At 70.7% G+C, this 17057-nt stretch carries 15 protein-coding genes; 5 read left to right on the plus strand and 10 right to left on the minus strand.

Going from position 1 to position 17057, the window contains the following annotated elements:
• Nucleotides 1–127: 127 nt before the first annotated feature.
• The 5 genes from ACFFRH_RS22365 to ACFFRH_RS22385 form a co-directional block, all read right to left on the minus strand.
• Nucleotides 128–1927: a phosphoenolpyruvate carboxykinase (GTP) gene (locus ACFFRH_RS22365; protein ID WP_386159267.1), complete on the minus strand. Its 1800-nt coding sequence runs from the start codon at nucleotides 1925–1927 to the stop codon at nucleotides 128–130.
• A gap of 291 nt (nucleotides 1928–2218) precedes the next feature.
• Nucleotides 2219–2746: an ATP-binding transcription factor AbmR gene (gene abmR / locus ACFFRH_RS22370; protein WP_344750141.1), complete on the minus strand. Its 528-nt coding sequence runs from the start codon at nucleotides 2744–2746 to the stop codon at nucleotides 2219–2221.
• Nucleotides 2747–3153: 407 nt separating this feature from the next.
• A complete protein-coding gene (locus ACFFRH_RS22375) occupies nucleotides 3154–4428 on the minus strand; it encodes a C40 family peptidase (protein ID WP_344750140.1) in 1275 nt (424 codons plus the stop codon).
• 211 nt (nucleotides 4429–4639) lie between these two features.
• Nucleotides 4640–5140: a transcription elongation factor GreA gene (gene greA / locus ACFFRH_RS22380; protein WP_344750139.1), complete on the minus strand. Its 501-nt coding sequence runs from the start codon at nucleotides 5138–5140 to the stop codon at nucleotides 4640–4642.
• Between the two features lie 111 nt (nucleotides 5141–5251).
• A complete protein-coding gene (locus ACFFRH_RS22385) occupies nucleotides 5252–5680 on the minus strand; it encodes a DUF4307 domain-containing protein (protein ID WP_350971844.1) in 429 nt (142 codons plus the stop codon).
• Between the two features lie 226 nt (nucleotides 5681–5906).
• Between ACFFRH_RS22385 and mca the strand changes: the two genes are divergently transcribed.
• From mca to ACFFRH_RS22400, 3 genes are all read left to right on the plus strand, one after another.
• Complete coding sequence (mca, locus tag ACFFRH_RS22390; protein WP_386159272.1) at nucleotides 5907–6803, plus strand: mycothiol conjugate amidase Mca; 897 nt, start codon at nucleotides 5907–5909, stop codon at nucleotides 6801–6803.
• 34 nt (nucleotides 6804–6837) lie between these two features.
• Nucleotides 6838–7035: a hypothetical protein gene (locus ACFFRH_RS22395; protein WP_386159275.1), complete on the plus strand. Its 198-nt coding sequence runs from the start codon at nucleotides 6838–6840 to the stop codon at nucleotides 7033–7035.
• 93 nt (nucleotides 7036–7128) lie between these two features.
• Complete coding sequence (locus tag ACFFRH_RS22400) at nucleotides 7129–7449, plus strand: GNAT family N-acetyltransferase (RefSeq protein WP_344750163.1); 321 nt, start codon at nucleotides 7129–7131, stop codon at nucleotides 7447–7449.
• A 229-nt stretch (nucleotides 7450–7678) separates the two neighbouring features.
• On the opposite strand, the gene ACFFRH_RS22405 is transcribed toward ACFFRH_RS22400, so the two are convergent.
• The 3 genes from ACFFRH_RS22405 to ACFFRH_RS22415 all read right to left on the minus strand — a co-directional run bounded on the left by ACFFRH_RS22405 (nucleotide 7679) and on the right by ACFFRH_RS22415 (nucleotide 10403).
• Nucleotides 7679–8839: a hypothetical protein gene (locus tag ACFFRH_RS22405; protein WP_386159277.1), complete on the minus strand. Its 1161-nt coding sequence runs from the start codon at nucleotides 8837–8839 to the stop codon at nucleotides 7679–7681.
• Between the two features lie 179 nt (nucleotides 8840–9018).
• Nucleotides 9019–9849 carry a cytochrome c oxidase assembly protein gene (locus ACFFRH_RS22410; protein WP_386159280.1) on the minus strand — a complete coding sequence of 277 codons (831 nt, stop codon included), beginning with the start codon at nucleotides 9847–9849 and terminating at the stop codon, nucleotides 9019–9021.
• Complete coding sequence (locus tag ACFFRH_RS22415) at nucleotides 9846–10403, minus strand: DUF2243 domain-containing protein (RefSeq protein WP_386159282.1); 558 nt, start codon at nucleotides 10401–10403, stop codon at nucleotides 9846–9848. The genes ACFFRH_RS22410 and ACFFRH_RS22415 overlap by 4 nt, the downstream gene beginning before the upstream one ends.
• A gap of 438 nt (nucleotides 10404–10841) precedes the next feature.
• Here ACFFRH_RS22415 and ACFFRH_RS22420 point away from each other — a divergent pair, with 438 nt between their 5' ends.
• Entirely contained in the window at nucleotides 10842–12920 is a 2079-nt protein-coding gene (locus ACFFRH_RS22420; protein ID WP_386159285.1) for a thioredoxin domain-containing protein, read from the plus strand.
• A gap of 105 nt (nucleotides 12921–13025) precedes the next feature.
• Here ACFFRH_RS22420 and ACFFRH_RS22425 read toward each other — a convergent pair whose 3' ends face one another.
• Together ACFFRH_RS22425 and ACFFRH_RS22430 are read right to left on the minus strand one after the other, a co-directional pair.
• Nucleotides 13026–15227, minus strand: a complete 2202-nt coding sequence (locus ACFFRH_RS22425) for a transglycosylase domain-containing protein (RefSeq protein WP_386159288.1) — start codon at nucleotides 15225–15227, stop codon at nucleotides 13026–13028.
• Between the two features lie 102 nt (nucleotides 15228–15329).
• Nucleotides 15330–15809: an Lrp/AsnC family transcriptional regulator gene (locus ACFFRH_RS22430; protein ID WP_386159382.1), complete on the minus strand. Its 480-nt coding sequence runs from the start codon at nucleotides 15807–15809 to the stop codon at nucleotides 15330–15332.
• Between the two features lie 102 nt (nucleotides 15810–15911).
• On the opposite strand from ACFFRH_RS22430, the gene hppD reads away from it, so the two are divergent.
• Nucleotides 15912–17021, plus strand: a complete 1110-nt coding sequence (gene hppD, locus ACFFRH_RS22435) for a 4-hydroxyphenylpyruvate dioxygenase (protein ID WP_386159291.1) — start codon at nucleotides 15912–15914, stop codon at nucleotides 17019–17021.
• Nucleotides 17022–17057: the final 36 nt, after the last annotated feature.

Consider the following 17057-nt stretch of genomic DNA (forward strand, 5'->3'; position numbering starts at 1 on the left):
TCGGGCGCTCAGCCCAGGCGGGCGCTCAGCCCAGGCGGGCGCTCAGCCCAGGCGGGCGCTCAGCCCAGGCGGGCGCTCAGCCCAGGCGGGCGCTCAGCCCAGGCGGGCGCTCAGCCGGTTCGGGCGCTCAGCCCAGGCGGGCGACGAGGGCCTCGTACTCCTCCCAGAGTTCCCTGGGCAGGTGGTCGCCGAAGGTCTGGAAGAAGGCGGGCATGAGCGACGCCTCCTGCCGCCAGATGTCCTCGTCGACGCCGAGCAGCGTCCGCATGTTCTCGTCGGAGACGTCGAGGCCCTCGGTGTCGAGCTCGGCGGGGAGCAGGCCGATGGGGGTCCGCACCGCCTCCGCGCGGCCGTTGAGGCGGTCGACGATCCACTTGAGCACGCGGGTGTTCTCGCCGAAGCCGGGCCAGATGAACCTGCCCTCGTCGTCCTTGCGGAACCAGTTCACGTAGTAGATGCGCGGCAGCCGGGCGTTTTCCCGCCGGCCGATCCTGAGCCAGTGGGCGAAGTAGTCGCCCATGTTGTAGCCGCAGAAGGGCAGCATCGCGAACGGGTCGCGACGCAGCTCGCCGACCTTGCCCTCGGCGGCGGCGGTCTTCTCCGAGGCGATGTTGGCCCCCACGAAGACGCCGTGCTGCCAGTCGAACGACTCCGTCACCAGGGGGACCGCGCTGGCCCGCCGCCCGCCGAACAGGATCGCGGAGATCGGCACCCCCGCGGGGTCCTGCCACTCGGGGGCGATCGTCGGGCACTGCGCGGCCGGGACCGTGAAGCGGGCGTTGGGGTGCGCGGCGGGCTCGCCGGAGTCCGGCGTCCAGGCGCGGCCCTTCCAGTCGGTCAGGTGCGCCGGGGGCCGGTCGGTGAGCCCCTCCCACCACACGTCGCCGTCGTCGGTGAGGGCGACGTTGGTGAAGATGCTGTTGCCCCAGAGCGTCCTGATCGCGTTGGCGTTGGTGGACTCCCCGGTGCCGGGGGCGACGCCGAAGAAGCCCGCCTCGGGGTTGATGGCGCGCAGCCGCCCGTCGTCGCCGAAGCGCATCCAGGCGATGTCGTCGCCGATCGTCTCGACCTTCCACCCGGGGAGGGTCGGCTGGAGCATGGCGAGGTTCGTCTTCCCGCAGGCGCTCGGGAAGGCCGCCGCGACGTAGCGCGTCTCCCCGGCGGGCGGGGTGATCTTGAGGATGAGCATGTGCTCGGCCAGCCAGCCCTCGTCGCGGGCCATCGTGCTCGCGATGCGCAGGGCGTAGCACTTCTTGCCGAGCAGGGCGTTGCCGCCGTACCCGGAGCCGTAGGACCAGATCTCACGGGTCTCGGGGAAGTGGCTGATGTACTTGGTGGGGTTGCACGGCCACGGCACGTCGTCCTGGCCGGGCTCCAGCGGGGCGCCGACCGAGTGGACGGCCTTGACGTAGCCGCCGCGCTCCTCGATGAGCCGCAGGGCGTCGTCGCCCATGCGGGTCATGACGCGCATGGACACGACCACGTACGGCGAGTCGGTGATCTCCACGCCGAGCTGGGAGATCTCGCCGCCCAGGGGGCCCATGCAGAACGGCACCACGTACATCGTCCGGCCGCGCATGCTGCCCTTGAAGATCTCGCCGAAGGTGCGGCGCATCTCGGCGGGGGCGATCCAGTTGTTGGTCGGCCCCGCGTCCTCCTCGCGCTCGGAGCAGATGTAGGTCCGATCCTCGACCCTGGCGACGTCGCTGGGGTCGGAGGTGGCGTGGAAGCTGTTCTGTCGCTTGGACAGGCGGGTGAAGGTGCCCTGCTCGACCAGCAGGTTCGTCAGGCGGGTCCATTCGGCCTCGGAGCCGTCGCACCATTCGATCCGGTCCGGCCGGGTCAGATCGGCGATCTCCTTGACCCACCCGGCGAGCTCCTCGTGGCTGGTCGGGCTGACGGCGGTGACATCTGCGGTAACGGACACTACTGGGGCTCCTTTACACTTCTCCGGGCCAAAACATCATTGACGACCGGACCGCACCCAATCCAATTGGCGTAGACCAGTGAATTCGCGCGATCACACGTCACGGCGCTCCGGTCCCGGCGTCTCCGGTGACGTATGGCCTGGCAGGAGACGCAGGGTTTTGAAACCCCTACCCAAAAGAAGTGAATCTAAAAAAGCCCGCCCCGACAGTGGTATAGGCCAATGAGAAAGGTCTAAACCAATCAGCGAACAGGTTCAGACCAATTTACCGGCCATTTCCGCGGCCCCACCTCAGGAATTCATGTCCGGACCCGCCGCGCGGACGCGGTCGACGTGCTGGAGCGCGTCCCTCAGATCCGCCAGCCAGGTGTCGGTGTGGTTGCCCACCAGGCGCACGCACCAGGCGAGCGCGTCACTGCGGCTGCGGGCCACCCCGGCCGCGACGAGGGTGTCGAGCACCTGACGCTCCGACTGCTTGAGGCGGGTCATGACAGGCACCGAGAGTGTGGTGAACATCACTGTCTCGTCACCGACGGCGACCCCCCAGGAGACCTTCCTGCGGAAGCGCCGCTCGGCCTCCAACGCGATCTCGACGCGCCGCTCCCTGGTCTCCTCGCGGAAACGCAGGATGCCGCCCTCGACGGCGGCGGAGCGCTCCACCTCCGAGACGTCCTCGTCGAGCGCGGGAGGCCGGAGCCTGCCGACCACCGCGATCTCCTCACGGTCCAGCACGATCTCGACCGCGCCCTCGAACCACTCCTCGGGCAGCCTCCCCGCGAACCACCCGCGCAGCTTCGCTATTGCTTCATCCTTTTCCATGTAATTTAGATTACAACGCTTCATCGAACGAAGCCAGCATCACGCCACGCCGAACACGGGCGGGGTACGCGGATGAGAAGTGGGAACGCACGGCGAAGAAGCCGGAAGCATGCTCGCGTCCGGCGATGTCCGCGACGAGGACGGCCACACCGGGCTCCGGCCGGTCTCACCCGGCTCCGACCGGCCTCGATCGGCTTCGACCGGCTTCAACCGGCTTCCGTCAGCCTTCCCGGAGAGGTTCCACGGAGATTCCACGCTCGCGGAGCCGCCCTCGGGGCCGCGCGGACGCGAGGGGCGGCGGACGACCGCCGACCGGGTCGCCGCGGGTCTCCCCCTCGCCGGGCACCGGGTGAAGGTGCCGGGTGAAGGTGGAGACCCGGTGGAAACCGTCTCCGTGAGCGGTACGGCTAGCGGACCCGGGCGGCGACCTGCGGGCTGATCCGTACGGCCCCGGCGAAGTTGCGGGTGGTGACGGGGACGAGCTTGACCACGTCACCGGTCCTGGGGGCGTGCAGCATCTTGCCGTCCCCCCAGTAGATGGCCACGTGCGAGACGTAGCCGGGGTTGGTGGGGTCGTGCCGCCAGAACAGCAGGTCACCGGGCTGGGCCTGGGAGAGCGGGATCTGGGGGCCGGAGACGAACTGCTGGTGCGTCACCCGGGGCACCTTGATCCCCGCCTGCGCGTACGCCCACTGGACCAGGCCCGAACAGTCGAAGCTGTCAGGGCCCTCGGCGCCCCACACGTACGGGCGGCCGAGCTTGCCGATCGCGGCGGTGAGCGCGGCCGTGACCTGGGAGGCGGTCATGAAGGAGCTCGCCGACCAGGTCACGGCCTTGTCGGGGGTCTCCGCGGCGGTCTTGCCCGGAGCCGTCAGCACCGGGTTGATCACCGCGACCTGGGCCCCCTTGGGGAGGGCGCGCAGGAGGGTGAGGCGCAGCTTCGCGGAGTCGGCCTTCGGCGCGCTCACCACGAGCGCGTTGTTCTGCGGGATGCCCAGCGCGCGGGCGGTCGGCCGGGAGACCACGGCGTCGATGGCGCCCATGCCCATCGTGGCGTAGGCGCCGACGCGCAGGTTGCGCCCGGCGGTGGTGAAGGTCTTGCCCAGGGGCATGCCCCCGTCGTTGCCCAGGACGAAGGAGACGGCGACCTCCCCCGCCGAGACGTTCCGCCAGAGCCTGTCGGAGCGCGCGGTCGGCTTGGGGGTGTAGGCGCGGAACGTCGAGGGGTTCACCCCGAGCGTCTGCACCCGCTTGCCGTCCAGGACCACCTCCGCGGCGTCGGCCCGCTCCACCGCCCGTACCCCGGAGAGCTGGGCGACCCTGGCGACCACGGTCGCGCTGAGCGGCCGGTGCGCGACGACGAACAGGTGCGGCTGCCGCATCGAGGTGAGCGGCGCCACCGGTTCGGGTGCCGCCTGCCCGCCCTGGGCGGGCTTCGCCACCTGGGCCGGCGCGGTGGCGACGGACCTGCGCATCGTGATCGTCTCCGGCTCGGCCTCCGGCATCTGGGTGAAGACCATCAGCCCGGTGGCCAGCAGGCCGACGAGCAGGACGGCCAGGACCGGGACGGCCCGCCTCATCAGGCGGGCGGTGCGGTGGCTGTAGCGGGGGCGGGGGCTGTAGGCGAGGTCCTGCCGGGCCTCCCGGATCAGGTCGGAGACACGTGGCCGCCGATCGAACACGACATCTCCCCTTCTCCGTGGACTCCAGCCTTACGAGGGTGCCGCAGACCGCCCCCAGATGCACGCGAACCCACCGAAAAGCGCCCTATCTGCAATGTGGCCGCATGACTTACGAAACCCCACCAAACCCTCTGACACACGGCAATCCGCCGGGACGCCCGTCCCGGCGGATCAGCGAATCGATCGGAGTATGGGTCAGAGAGCGGGGAGGTCAGTTGCCGATGTACGGCACGGCCTCAAGGATCTCGACCGTGTTGGAGCGGCCGTTCGGCATCGTGTAGGTCGCCTTCTCGCCGATCTTCTTGCCGTTGATCGCCGCACCGAGCGGCGACTTGGGCGAGTAGACGTCGATCGGGGCGCCGCTCTCCTCACGCGAGGCCAGCAGGAACGCGACCTCCTCGTCATCGCCCTCGAAACGGACGGTGACCGTCATGCCGGGACCGACCACACCTTCGGTGCGGGGCGCCTCGCCGACCTTGGCACTGTCCAGGATCTGGCGGAGGTGGAAGATTCGGGCCTCCATCTTGCCCTGCTCGTCCTTGGCGGCGTGGTAGCCGCCGTTCTCCTTCAGGTCACCTTCTTCGCGTGCCGCCTCGATCTTCTTGGCGATGTCGACGCGCCCGGGCCCCGAGAGGTGCTCAAACTCAGCCTTCAGGCGGTCGTACGCCTCCTGAGTGAGCCAGGTGACGCTCTCGCTGTGGGAGTCGGCCACGGGTTCTCCTTGCTTCCTCGGGGGCTTCGTGCTTGGTACTTGGGGGTTGCGGTCGGTCGAATTTCGAAAGGCTAACAAGTTAACCCCTCGACCGCCTCCCCAAATGTCTCACTATACGAGATAGCAGTACTGGACATGACCGGAAGTGGCGGGAGCACTGGTCTCTAGCCGTTCAGTAAGCCGAACATACCCCTCACCAGCCGGAATATTGACCTCCTTGCTGCCGACCTCGACGTGGCTGACATCGGTGGCCCGCAGGCGGCAGAGCGCCGCGCGATCAGACGGTTTGACCACCTCGAAGGTGATCTGCACAGAATCGCCGCGACTGGTGTCGAACGCGATGACCTGGTCGATGACCTCCGTGTTGCCCTTCGCCGCCCACATCACGTAGCCCCATCCCCCCGCGCACACGGCGCAGAGGATCGCGATCACGACGTGCACGACGAAGCGCCCCCTGCGCTCCGGGCGGTCGGGAAAGTCGCCCGGGGTGCCGAGGACAGGACCGTCCTGACGGCCCTTCTCGGCTTCGCTGGTGGCCATGACGGAATCTCCCTGCACTACCTCGGTGTTATCCGAGACAATTGTCCCCCGCGGGGGCCTCGCCCTCGCGACCGCCCAAGAGAAACTAACCTCTCCCTAGAGTTACGTAAGCCGAGGGCGCGCGGGGACCCGCGTCGAGCGGAGCGGAACACACGGCCAGGCGGGCCGTCCGCGAGGCGACCGACGACGATCCGAAGCGTGACCGACATAAGGAGACACCGAGCCCGTGAGTGCACCGCTCAGGCTGATGGCCGTTCACGCGCATCCCGACGACGAGTCGAGCAAGGGCGCCGCCACCATGGCGCGCTACGTGGCCGAGGGCGTGGACGTGCTGGTCTGTACGCTCACCGGAGGCGAGCGAGGGTCGATCCTGAACCCCAAGATGGAGCGTCCGGAGATCCTTGAGAACATCGGCGAGGTCCGGCGTCTGGAGATGGAGCGCGCCCGGGAGATCCTCGGCGTGGAGCAGCGCTTCATGGGGTTCGTCGACTCCGGCCTGCCGGAGGACGAGAGCGAGCCGCTGCCCGAGGGCTGCTTCGCGCTGATGCCGCTGGAGATCGCCTCGGAGCCGCTGGTGGCGGCCGTCCGCGAGTTCAGGCCGCACGTGATCCTGACCTACGACGACGACGGCGGCTACCCGCACCCCGACCACATCATGACCAACCGCGTCTCGGTCGAGGCCTTCGAGGCGGCCGGCGACCCCGACCGCTACCCGGACTCCGGCGAGCCCTGGCAGCCCCTGAAGCTCTACTACCACATGGGTTTCACCAAGGAGCGGTTCGAGGCGCTGCACGAGGCGATGAACTCCCGCGGCATCGGCTCCCCGTACGCCGAGTGGATCTCCCGCTGGGAGGACCGCCCGCAGAAGTGGCCGGTGACCACCCGCGTCCCCTGCGGCGACTACTTCGAGCTCCGCGACGAGGCGCTGCTCGCGCACGCCACCCAGGTCGACCCGGACGGCTTCTGGTTCGTCTGCCCACGAGACCTGCAGCGCGAGGTCTGGCCGACCGAGGACTACCACCTGGCCCGCTCGCTCGTGGACGTCGAGCTTCCCGAGGACGACCTGTTCACGGGCGTCCACGTGGAGGTCGCGGCCGACACCGTCTCGCACGCCTGCCACTGACGCGACCATGGGGTGGCGGTGGCAAACTTGACGTGTGATTGCATTCGACACCGTCACCAAAGGTGACGTCAGCCCGGGTCTCCTGGGCTTCCTCGTCGTGGCCGGCCTGGGGTTCGCCCTCTACGTGCTGGTCAAGTCCATGAGGAAGCAGATCTCCAGGATCGAGGTCCCCTCCGAGGCCGAGCTGAGGGAGCGGAACGGCGCCGGCACCACGACGCCGACCGCTCCCTAGCCCCGCCGGATCCGCGGTCCTGACCGGCCACCGCGCGACACGCGCGAGGGGCGGGCTCCGCCGACCCGAAAACCCCGAGAGCGAGCAAGGACGATCATGGCCGACGACATCGAGGTCTCCGACAACCCCGAGGCCCTGCGCTTCGAGATCCGGCTGGACGGCGAGATCGCCGGGTTCGCCGCGTACCGCCTGCGCGCCGGGAAGATCATTTTCACCCACACCGAGATCCTCCCCGAGCACGGGGGCAAGGGCCTGGGCGGCCGGCTCGCCTCCGCGGCCCTCGACGCGAGCCGCTCGGCCGGCCGGGCGGTCGTGCCGCTCTGCCCGTTCGTCGCCCGCTACATCCGGCGCCACCCCGAGTACAAGGACCTGGTGCCCGAGGGTTATCGCGACCTCCTCGACGAGGAGGGCTGACCTCGCGGCTCCCGGCCCCCTGCCTGCTCCCGCCCGGAGCCGCGTGAGGACCACCCGCCACCCGCGCCAGGACCGCCCGCCTGGCGGACGGCACCACCACGATCACGCCCACGGGTCGCGACGGCGCACCGGCTCTCTCCACGCGTGACCTCCGTGCGCGACGGCGCACCGGCCTCCCTGGGGCCTGGCTCACCGGCCCCTCCGAGCCGTACGGGGCCGTACGCGTCCGTCAGTCGCCGAGGGTGTCCGTCGAGGACCAGGCGCGCTCCAGCGCCCTGGGCAGCCCCCAGCGGCCCAGCGAGGTGAGGACCTCGGTCCTGTCGACGATCCCGAGGCACGCCCACAGCGGGGTGACCGAGCTGAAGAGCGTCTCGGCCGCCTCCAGGTCCTCCGGCTCGTCCAGATCGACGTCGATGTCCTCCGATTCGGCGATGAGCCTCGCGATCCGCTCGGGCGACGCCAGCACCCCGGGGCCGCGCCTGGCCAGGGCGGCGACCACGGCGAGCCAGTCGGCGTGGTGGATCGCGCACAGGGCGGCCAGCACCGAGTCCTCGTGGCTGAGCTCCCCGTCCAGGTCGGAGAAGACCTCCAGCCGGTCCTCCTCGTCGGGCAGGTCGGAGATCGGCCCCGCGATGCCCGCCGTGACGGTCAGCCAGAGCTCCTCGTCGTCGGCCGGCAGCGGCTCCCCCTCGTACCCCGCGCAGGCCCGCAGCACGTTGCCGGGATAGCCGGGCCTGCCCAGCACCTCGCGCAGCCGGGTGGCCGCGGCCCGCAGCTCCCTGACGGGCCGCTCGGGGTCGGGCAGCTCGGCCAGGATGCGCCGCAGCTCGGCGAGCGCGAACGCCTCCTCCTCGTCCCAGGCGGCGAACAGCTCCTCGTCCTGCTCGTCGGAGACCGCGGTCCCGGGGACCCGCCCGTCGGGCAGCGGGCCGGTGAGCCAGCGCTCCTGAAGGTCCGCGTAGGCCTCCCTGGCCCCCTCGTCGCCCCGGGCGAGCGCGTCCGGGTCGATCTCCCCGGCGGCGACCCGTTCCTCCAGGTAGGCGACGAGCCCGTGGAACATCTCCTCGCCGACCGGTCCTCGCTCGTCCTCCTCGGGCCAGACGAAGAAGCTCGGGGTGAGCAGGAGCGGCTCGGTGCCGGTGGACTCCATCCAGCGCTGCACGTCTCCCACGGTCGCGCCGCCGGACTCGATCGCGCTGAGCGTCGCCTTCGCGGAGTCCCAGAAGGGCACCGACAGCGGGTTGCCCGCCGCCAGCATCGCCCTCCTCAGGTCGGGCAGCGCCACCAGCGCCACACCGGACGGCACGGCGAGCAGCGCACGGGCAACATCACGCCGGGTCAGCTCGGAAGCCGCCCTTCCGGCGTGCACACAGACGAAGTCGAGATCCACGCCCAGTGAGCCTACGCCGGAAGCGCGGTGAACACACCTTCCCGCCCGGTGTCACCTCACGCACCCGGCGCACCGCACCCGTCCGGGGAGCCACGGGAGCCGTACGGCACGCTCACGAAACGCGCGACGATCGCACCGGGAAGATCCGGGAAGATCGGGGAGGAGGCCGGGAAGCGAGGTCAGGAGACACCGGACGCGACGGCCGGGGCGTGCGTACGGCGCGGGGCGGTGGTCCGGACGGGACGCCAGGTGCTCACCAGCGCGAAGGCCAGCAGCAGCTCGGCGATGTCGCCGCCGTAGTACATGATCTCCGCGGCTCCGCGCAGCTGCGCGGCCGGCACCGGCACGTCGACGGCGAGCCCCGCGTACATCAGCTGCGACAACGTGGCGTGCACGGTGATCGCCACCCCCAGCACGACCAGCCGGAGGGGGACGGAAGGGCGCCGCGGCGCCGGGTCGGGACCGGCGATCGCCCAGGCGAACAGGCACCCCGCCAGCAGGAAGTGCACGTGCACCAGGTGGTGCGGCAGCGCGCCGGTGGAGGCGATCCGGTACAGCGGGGTGCAGTACAGCGCCACCATGGCGCCCACGCTGAGCAGCAGCGCGCTCCACGGGCCGGCGAGCAGGTGCGCCGCCCGGCAGCGCAGCACGGCGCCGAGGCGCCGCCCGTGGACCGGCGGCAGCGAGCGCAGCAGCAGCGTCACCGGGGCGCCCAGCACCAGGCCCAGCGGCGCCAGCATGCCGATCAGCAGGTGCTGCAGCATGTGCCCGCGGAAGTCCGTCCCGGCGAACGCGGCGACGGGCCCGGTCACGGCGGCGGCGACCAGCGCGACACCGGTGAGGAAGGCCGCCGTCCGCCACCGGCTCCAGCCCCTGGGCTCACGAGCGCGCCGTACCGCCAGCAGCAGGTACCCGCCCGCCACCACGGCGAGAGCGGTCAGGATCGCCGGTGGCGGCACCGCCGCCAGGCCACCGCCGTGCTGGTGGGCCTCGTGCGCCAGGGCGATCATCGTGCTCGCGCGGCGGGGGCGCGCCCGTCCTCGTCACACAGCTCCACCGGGCCGCCGCCGCCACGCTGTAGCAGCCAGCCTGCGGCCACCAGCACCGCGCCCAGGAGCAGGAACCCCAGGTCCCACCAGGTCTGGTACGGGCCGGTCCGCACGTGGTGGATGCCCAGCAGATGGTGGTCGACGACGCCTTCCACCAGGTTGAACAGCCCCCATCCGACGAGGATCCAGCCCCACAGCTCCCGCGATCTCCACACCCGGCCGCGGGAGCGCAGGACCCGCGAGTACAGCAGGCCGAGGCCGATCAGCACCGCCAGCCAGGTGAACGCGTGGAACAGGCCGTCCCACAGCGTGTTCATCCGCAGCCCGGGGACGGTGTCGGCCGGGTAGTACCTCACCCCGATGTTGTCGGTGTTCGTGCTGGACAGCATGTGGTGCCACTGCAGGATCTGGTGCAGCAGGATGCCGTCGACGAACCCTCCCAGCCCGACGCCCAGAATCGCGCCGGGCACGGCGATCCGCCCGGCACCGCCCCTCCCCGCCGACCTGCCCGTCATCGCGGCCCCCTCGTTCCCCGGTCCGGACCCGGCGCCGACGACACCGGGCGTCCATTCCGCCAAACCTCACCAGAGCCACCGGCGGGCGTACGGGAGCGACGCACCCGCCCACGTCATCCACGACCTAAAATTTCGGCCACGACCGCGCGGGGAACGGGTCACGACCGCGCGAGGACGATCACGGCACCGGCGGCCACGCGACGGGCATCCCGCCCGCCCGCACCCGCGGCGTCGCCCCGCTCCCGGTTTAGGGTGAGAAGGACCGGGTGAGCGGAACCGCGACGCGCGATCTTCACACGTTTCGCGGGAGCACGCCTCGCGGGAGGCGCGCGTTTCACCGGAAGCGCTTTTCACCGGAAGCGCGTTTCGCGGGAGGCGCGCGGGAAGAACGCACCTCACGGGAAGAACGCACGCACCGCGTACGCAGGAAAGGTCTTCATGAACCGCTTGAAGGACGCGACGAGCCCCTATCTGCTCCAGCACGCGGACAATCCCGTCGACTGGTTCGAATGGGGTGAGGAGGCGTTCGCCGAGGCCGTCCGCCGGAACGTGCCGCTGCTGATCAGCGTCGGCTACTCGGCGTGCCACTGGTGCCACGTGATGGCCCACGAGTCCTTCGAGGACCGGGCCACGGCCGCGCTGATGAACGAGCGCTTCGTCAACGTGAAGGTCGACCGCGAGGAGCGGCCGGACGTCGACGCGGTCTACATGGCGGCCACCCAGGCCATGACCGGTCAGGGCGGGTGGCCGATGACGGTCTTCGCCACCCCGGAGGGCCACCCCTTCTACACCGGCACCTACTTCCCCAGGCAGCAGTTCCAGCGGCTGCTGGCCGGGGTGTCGAGCGCCTGGACCGACGAGCGGGAGGCCGTGCTGGAGCAGGGCTCGAAGATCGTGGAGGCGCTGAACGAGCGGTCGGCGCTGCCGTCCGGGCCGCTGCCCACACCGGACACGCTCACCCGGGCCGTGCACAGCCTGGCCGAGTCCTTCGACCCGGTCCGCGGCGGTTTCGGCGGAGCGCCGAAGTTCCCGCCGTCGATGGCCCTGGAGTTCCTGCTGCGCTACGGCGCGGCGGCCACCGGGAACACGGGAGACACGGGGGACAAGGGCGACGGGGAGCGGCGGGCGACCGCCGAGGCGGCGACGTCCATGGCCGGGCGGACGCTGGAGGCGATGGCGCGCGGCGGCATCTACGACCAGCTCGGCGGCGGGTTCGCCCGCTACAGCGTGGACGCCGAGTGGGTGGTCCCGCACTTCGAGAAGATGCTCTACGACAACGCCCTGCTCCTGCGGGTCTACGCGCACTGGTGGCGCTCCACCGGCTCCACCCTGGGCAGGAGGGTGGCGCTGGAGACGTCCGACTGGCTGCTGGCCGAGATGCGCACCCCCGAGGGGGGCTTCGCCTCCGCCCTGGACGCCGACAGCGAGGGCGTGGAGGGCAAGTTCTACGCCTGGACCCGCGAGGAGCTGCGCGAGGTCCTCGGCGAGGAGGACGGGCTCTGGGCGATCGAGCTGTTCGAGGTGACCGGGACGTTCGAGCACGGCACCTCGGTGCTGCAACTCCTCGCCGACCCCGACCCCGGCGAGGCCGACCGGTTCGCCCGGGTCCGCGCCGCGCTGCTGGCCGCGCGGGCCCACCGGGTACGGCCGGGACGGGACGACAAGGTGGTGGCCGCCTGGAACGGCCTGGCCGTCGCCGCCCTCGCGGAGACCGGCGCCCTGTTCGAGCGGCCGGACCTCGTCGAGGCGGCGCGCGGGGCGGCGGTGCTGGTCGACGAGCTCCACATGGACGGCGACCGGCTGCTGCGCACCTCCCGCGACGGCAGGCCGGGCACCAACGCCGGAGTCCTGGAGGACTACGGCGACCTCGCCGAGGGCCTGCTCGCCCTGTACGGGGTGACCGGGGAGGTCCGCTGGTTCCGGCGGGCCGAGGCGCTGCTCGACACCGTCCTGGAGCGGTTCTCCGACGGCTCCGGCGGGTTCTACGACACCGCCGACGACGCCGAGCGGCTCTTCCAGCGTCCCCGGGACGCGACCGACAACGCCACCCCGTCCGGCCAGTTCGCCGCCGCGGGCGCGCTGCTCTCGTACGCCGCGCTGACCGGCTCGGCCCGGCACCGGGAGGCGGCCGAGGCGGCCCTGGGCACGGTCACCGTGCTGGCCGACAAGCACGCGCGGTTCGCCGGGTGGGGACTGGCCGCGGCCCAGGCCGCGCTGTCCGGCCCGATCGAGGTCGCGATCGTGGGCCCGGCGGGCGATCCTGCGACGGCGGCCCTGCACAGGGCGGCGCTGCTGTCACCCCTGCCCGGCCTGGTCCTGGCACTCGGCGAACCCGATGCCGGTGTCGCTTCCGATGCCGGTTCCGACGCCGGTGCCGGTGCCGGGGAGGTCCCGCTGCTGGCAGGCAGGGGCCTGGTGGGCGGCGAGCCCGCGGCCTACGTGTGCCGCGGATTCACCTGCAGGATGCCCGTCACCACCCCGGAGGCCCTGCGAGCCGAACTGGCGGGCGGGGCGTAACGAACCGGGCGGGCGTGACGGACCGGGTTCTCGACGCCCCCCGTGCGCCCCCGCCCGGTCTCTCGTCAATCGCCCTGGACCGGGGTCAGTCGCCCTGGACGGGGGTCAGTCGCCCTGGACGGGGTCGCCGAGCCTGTGGCCCAGGCCCTCGACGCCGAAGTCGCCGGCGCCCCTGTCTCCACCCCTGTCGCCGCCGTCCACGCCACCGCGCCCGCCGGGGCCGTCACCCTGGCCGGGCCCGGGGCCGTCGCCGGGACCGCCCGGCCCTTCGCCGGTGTCCTCGGGCACCGGGGGCTGGTCGGGCCCCGGGGTCTCCTGGCCGGGGGTGGCGCTCTGGTCGGGGCCTGGAGTGCCCGTCTCCTCGGGGCCGGGCGTGCTCCTGTCCTGGCCGTCGCCCTGCTGGTCGCCGTACTCGTCCTCGGGGGCGTAGTCGCCGTACGAGTCGGAGTAGCCGTAGTTGGACGGCTCCTTGAACTCCTTGACCGGCTTGCCCTCCATCGCCTCGGTCATGAAGGCCCGCCAGATCTGCGCGGGGTAGGAGCCGCCGTACAGGGCGCTGCCGTTCACCGTCACCGGCTTGTTGTCGTCGCGGAACATGTCGACCGCCACGGCCAGCTGCGGGGTGAACCCGGCGAACCACACGGCCGCCGACTCGTCGGTGGTGCCCGTCTTGCCCGCCACGGGACGGTCGTAGAGGCGGGCTCCGGAGCCGGTGCCTCCCTCGACGACCTGGGTCAGCGCGTAGGTGGCGTCGATGGCGGCCTGCTCGCCGAAGGCGCGCTTGCCCTTGGTGGAGCTCTTGACGACATTGCCCTCGGCGTCGGTGACCGAGCGGATCACGTGGGCCTCGCGGTGGATGCCCTCGGCGGCGAAGGAGGCGAAGCCGGAGGCGTTCTGGACGGCGCTCACCGAGGCCACGCCGAGCGGGAGCGTGGCGGCGCCCCGGTGCGGGTCGAGCTGGTCGGCGGGGATTCCGGCCCCTTCGGCGACCTTGACGACCTTGTTCAGGCCGACCTTCTGGGCGAGGTCGACGAACGCGGTGTTCACCGAGCTCTGGGTCGCCTTCACGAGGTTGATCTCGCCGTAGGAGTAGCCGCCCGAGTTGGGGATGTCGGCGGAGGCGATCCGGAGCGGCGAGTTGCCGTTCACCCTGGTGTCGAGGCCGAAGCCGTTGTCCAGGGCCGCGGCCAGCGTGTAGGCCTTGAACGTCGATCCGGCCTGCACCTTGGCCGAGAAGGAGTTGTCGAACTTGTTGGCGGTGTAGCTGCGCCCGCCGTAGAAGGCCACGACCTCACCGGTGGCGGGGTCGACGGCGGCGAGCCCGGTGCGGACCTTCTTGGGGGTGCCCTCCGGCAGGACCGAGGTGACGGCGCGCTCGGCGGCGGCCATCAGGTTCTTGTCGAAGGTCGAGACGATCTTCAGCCCGCCCTGGTTGATGACCTCGTCGGTGTATCCCCTGCTCTTGAGCTCGGCCGTCACCTGGTCGAGCATGTAGCCCTCCTGCCCCTTGGGCGCGAAGATCGCCTTGGGCTTGCGGAGGGTGGGGAAGGTCACCTCGGCGGCCTCCTGGGAGGTGATGGCCCCGGTGGCCACCATCCCGTCGATCACCGACCTCCAGCGGTCCCTCGCCGCGTAGAGGTCGGGGCCCTGCGGGTCGGCGAACCTGGAGGGCTGCTGGATCACCGCGGCGAGGTAGGCGCCCTGGGCGAGGGTGAGCTTGCTGACGTCCTTGCCGAAGTAGGCTCCGGCCGCCGCCTGGACCCCGTCGGCGCCCCGGCCGAAGTAGATCGTGTTGAGATACTGCTCCAGCACCCAGTCCTTCGACTTCGACTGGTCCACCTTCAAGGAGATCATGACCTCCTTGAGCTTCCTGATTATGGAACGTTCCTGGCTGAGGCCGCTGTAGTAGTTGCGGACCATCTGCTGGGTGATCGTGGAGCCGCCCTGGAGCTGCTGGCCGCTGACCGTGGACCACATGGCGCGGAAGGTGCCCGAGAGGGAGACGCCCTGGTCCTCGTAGAAGGAGCGGTTCTCCGCGGCGATGACCGCGTTGCGCAGGCTCTGCGGCACCTTGTCGAGGGCCACGCTCTTGCGGTTCACGCCCTGCCTGGCCAGCACGGTCTTGCCGTCGCGGTAGTAGATCACCGAGCCCTGCGCGGTGGCCCTTGGCTGCGTGCTGTCGGGGATGGGGGTGATCGCCCACACCACCCCGAGCAGGCCGATCGCCGAGATCAGCCCGACGCCGAAGACAACGAGTGTGATCCTCAGGAGTTTCCTCCTGGGACTGCCCGTCCCGCCCTTTAACACGCGTGACCCCCCGATAGGACCCTCCGCTCACCCCCGACGGCTGCGGACCGTTAAGGGTAAACGATGGATAACGGTGTCTGGCCCCTGCTTGGCATGGTAAGGCTAGCTCTTCCCCTTGCGCGGGACATCGGCCACCAAAGGCAGAACACGGTATGGCACAGGGGTGTCCAAGGCGATCACCGACGAGGTCCTGACCACGCCCCGGACGTCAACGATCAGGTCAATTACCCGCTGCAGGTCGGCATTGCTGCGCGCCACCACCCGGCAGTGCATGTCGTCGCCGCCGGTGATCGTGTGCACCTCCAGCACCTCGGGGATGGCGGCGAGCTGGTCGGCGACCGGGTCGTGCCCGCTGACCTGGCGGATCTGCAGGGTCACGAACGCGGTCACGTCGTAGCCGAGCGCCGCGGGGGCGATGTCCGGGCCGAACCCGGTGACCACCCCGCGGGCGGCCAGCCGGTCGAGGCGCGCCTGCACGGTCCCCCTGGCCACACCGAGCCGCCGCGAGCACTCCAGCACCCCCAGCCGGGGCTCCGCCGCCAGCAGGGCGATGAGCCGGGCGTCGAGCTGGTCGATCGTCATGATGTACAGATACTCCGCGGTGACCGGTGAGTAGGTGTGCATTTTGCGCAGTACTTGAAGACAGTGTTGCACAAACAGCCCAGGAAAACCGACAGTATTCGCATGAGCGACATCTTTCCTGTGAACGGTATGGACTGTGTGGTCTTCGCGGTGGGCAACGCCAAGCAGGCCGCCCACTACTACTCCAGCGCGTTCGGCATGCGGCTCGTGGCCTACCGGGGCCCGGAGAACGGCAGCCGTGACGAGGTGGCGTACGTCCTCACCTCGGGTTCGGCCAGGTTCGAGTTCCGGGGGGCGGTTCGTCCCGGCACCGGGGTGGCCCGCCACGTGGCCGAGCACGGTGACGGCGTGATCGACCTCGCCATCGAGGTCCCCGACGTGGAGGCGGCCTACGCCCACGCGCTCGCCCAGGGCGCGCGGGGACTGGTGGAGCCGCACGTGGCCGAGGACGACCACGGCAAGGTGGTGTCGGCGGCGATCGCGACCTACGGCGAGACCCGGCACACCCTGGTCGACAGGTCCAACTACAGCGGCCCGTACCTGCCCGGCTACGTCGCGGCGGAGCCCATCGTGGCGGCCCCCGACGTGCGCAACGGCCGCCTGTTCCAGGCCGTCGACCACTGCGTCGGCAACGTGGAGCTCGGCAAGATGGACGAGTGGGTGGAGTTCTACAAGCGGGTCATGGGCTTCACCAACATGGCGGAGTTCATCGGCGACGACATCGCCACCGAGTACTCGGCGCTCATGTCCAAGGTGGTCGCGGACGGCACCCGCAAGGTGAAGTTCCCGCTCAACGAGCCGGCGATCTCCAAGAAGAAGTCGCAGATCGACGAGTACCTGGAGTTCTACGTCGGCCCCGGCGTGCAGCACATCGCGCTGGCCACCAACGACATCCTCAGCACCGTCGACCACATGCGCGCGGCCGGTGTGAGCTTCCTGGACACCCCCGCCTCCTACTACGACGACCCCGAGCTGCGCGCCCGCATCGGCGAGGTCCGCGCGCCGATCGAGGAGCTGAAGAAGCGCGGGATCCTGGTCGACAGGGACGAGGACGGCTACCTGCTGCAGATCTTCACCAAGCCGGTGCAGGACCGCCCGACGGTGTTCTTCGAGCTGATCGAGCGGCACGGCTCGCTCGGCTTCGGCAAGGGCAACTTCAAGGCGCTCTTCGAGGCGATCGAGCGCGAGCAGGACCTTCGGGGCAACCTTTGACGTCCTCCCCACCTTGAAAGGCGGGGATTCTCCCCT

This window comes from Streptosporangium vulgare (assembly GCF_042428775.1).
GTDB lineage: Bacteria > Actinomycetota > Actinomycetes > Streptosporangiales > Streptosporangiaceae > Streptosporangium > Streptosporangium vulgare.

Excerpts from the sequence above, each read along its gene's own strand:
- abmR (WP_344750141.1), bottom strand. The coding sequence starts at position 2,746 with ATGGAAAAGGATGAAGCAATAGCGAAGCTGCGCGGGTGGTTCGCGGGG.
- ACFFRH_RS22385 (WP_350971844.1), bottom strand. The coding sequence starts at position 5,680 with ATGGCCACCAGCGAAGCCGAGAAGGGCCGTCAGGACGGTCCTGTCCTC.
- ACFFRH_RS22410 (WP_386159280.1), bottom strand. The coding sequence starts at position 9,849 with ATGATCGCCCTGGCGCACGAGGCCCACCAGCACGGCGGTGGCCTGGCG.
- ACFFRH_RS22415 (WP_386159282.1), bottom strand. The coding sequence starts at position 10,403 with ATGACGGGCAGGTCGGCGGGGAGGGGCGGTGCCGGGCGGATCGCCGTG.
- ACFFRH_RS22420 (WP_386159285.1), top strand. The coding sequence starts at position 10,842 with ATGAACCGCTTGAAGGACGCGACGAGCCCCTATCTGCTCCAGCACGCG.
- ACFFRH_RS22430 (WP_386159382.1), bottom strand. The coding sequence starts at position 15,809 with ATGACGATCGACCAGCTCGACGCCCGGCTCATCGCCCTGCTGGCGGCG.
- hppD (WP_386159291.1), top strand. The coding sequence starts at position 15,912 with ATGAGCGACATCTTTCCTGTGAACGGTATGGACTGTGTGGTCTTCGCG.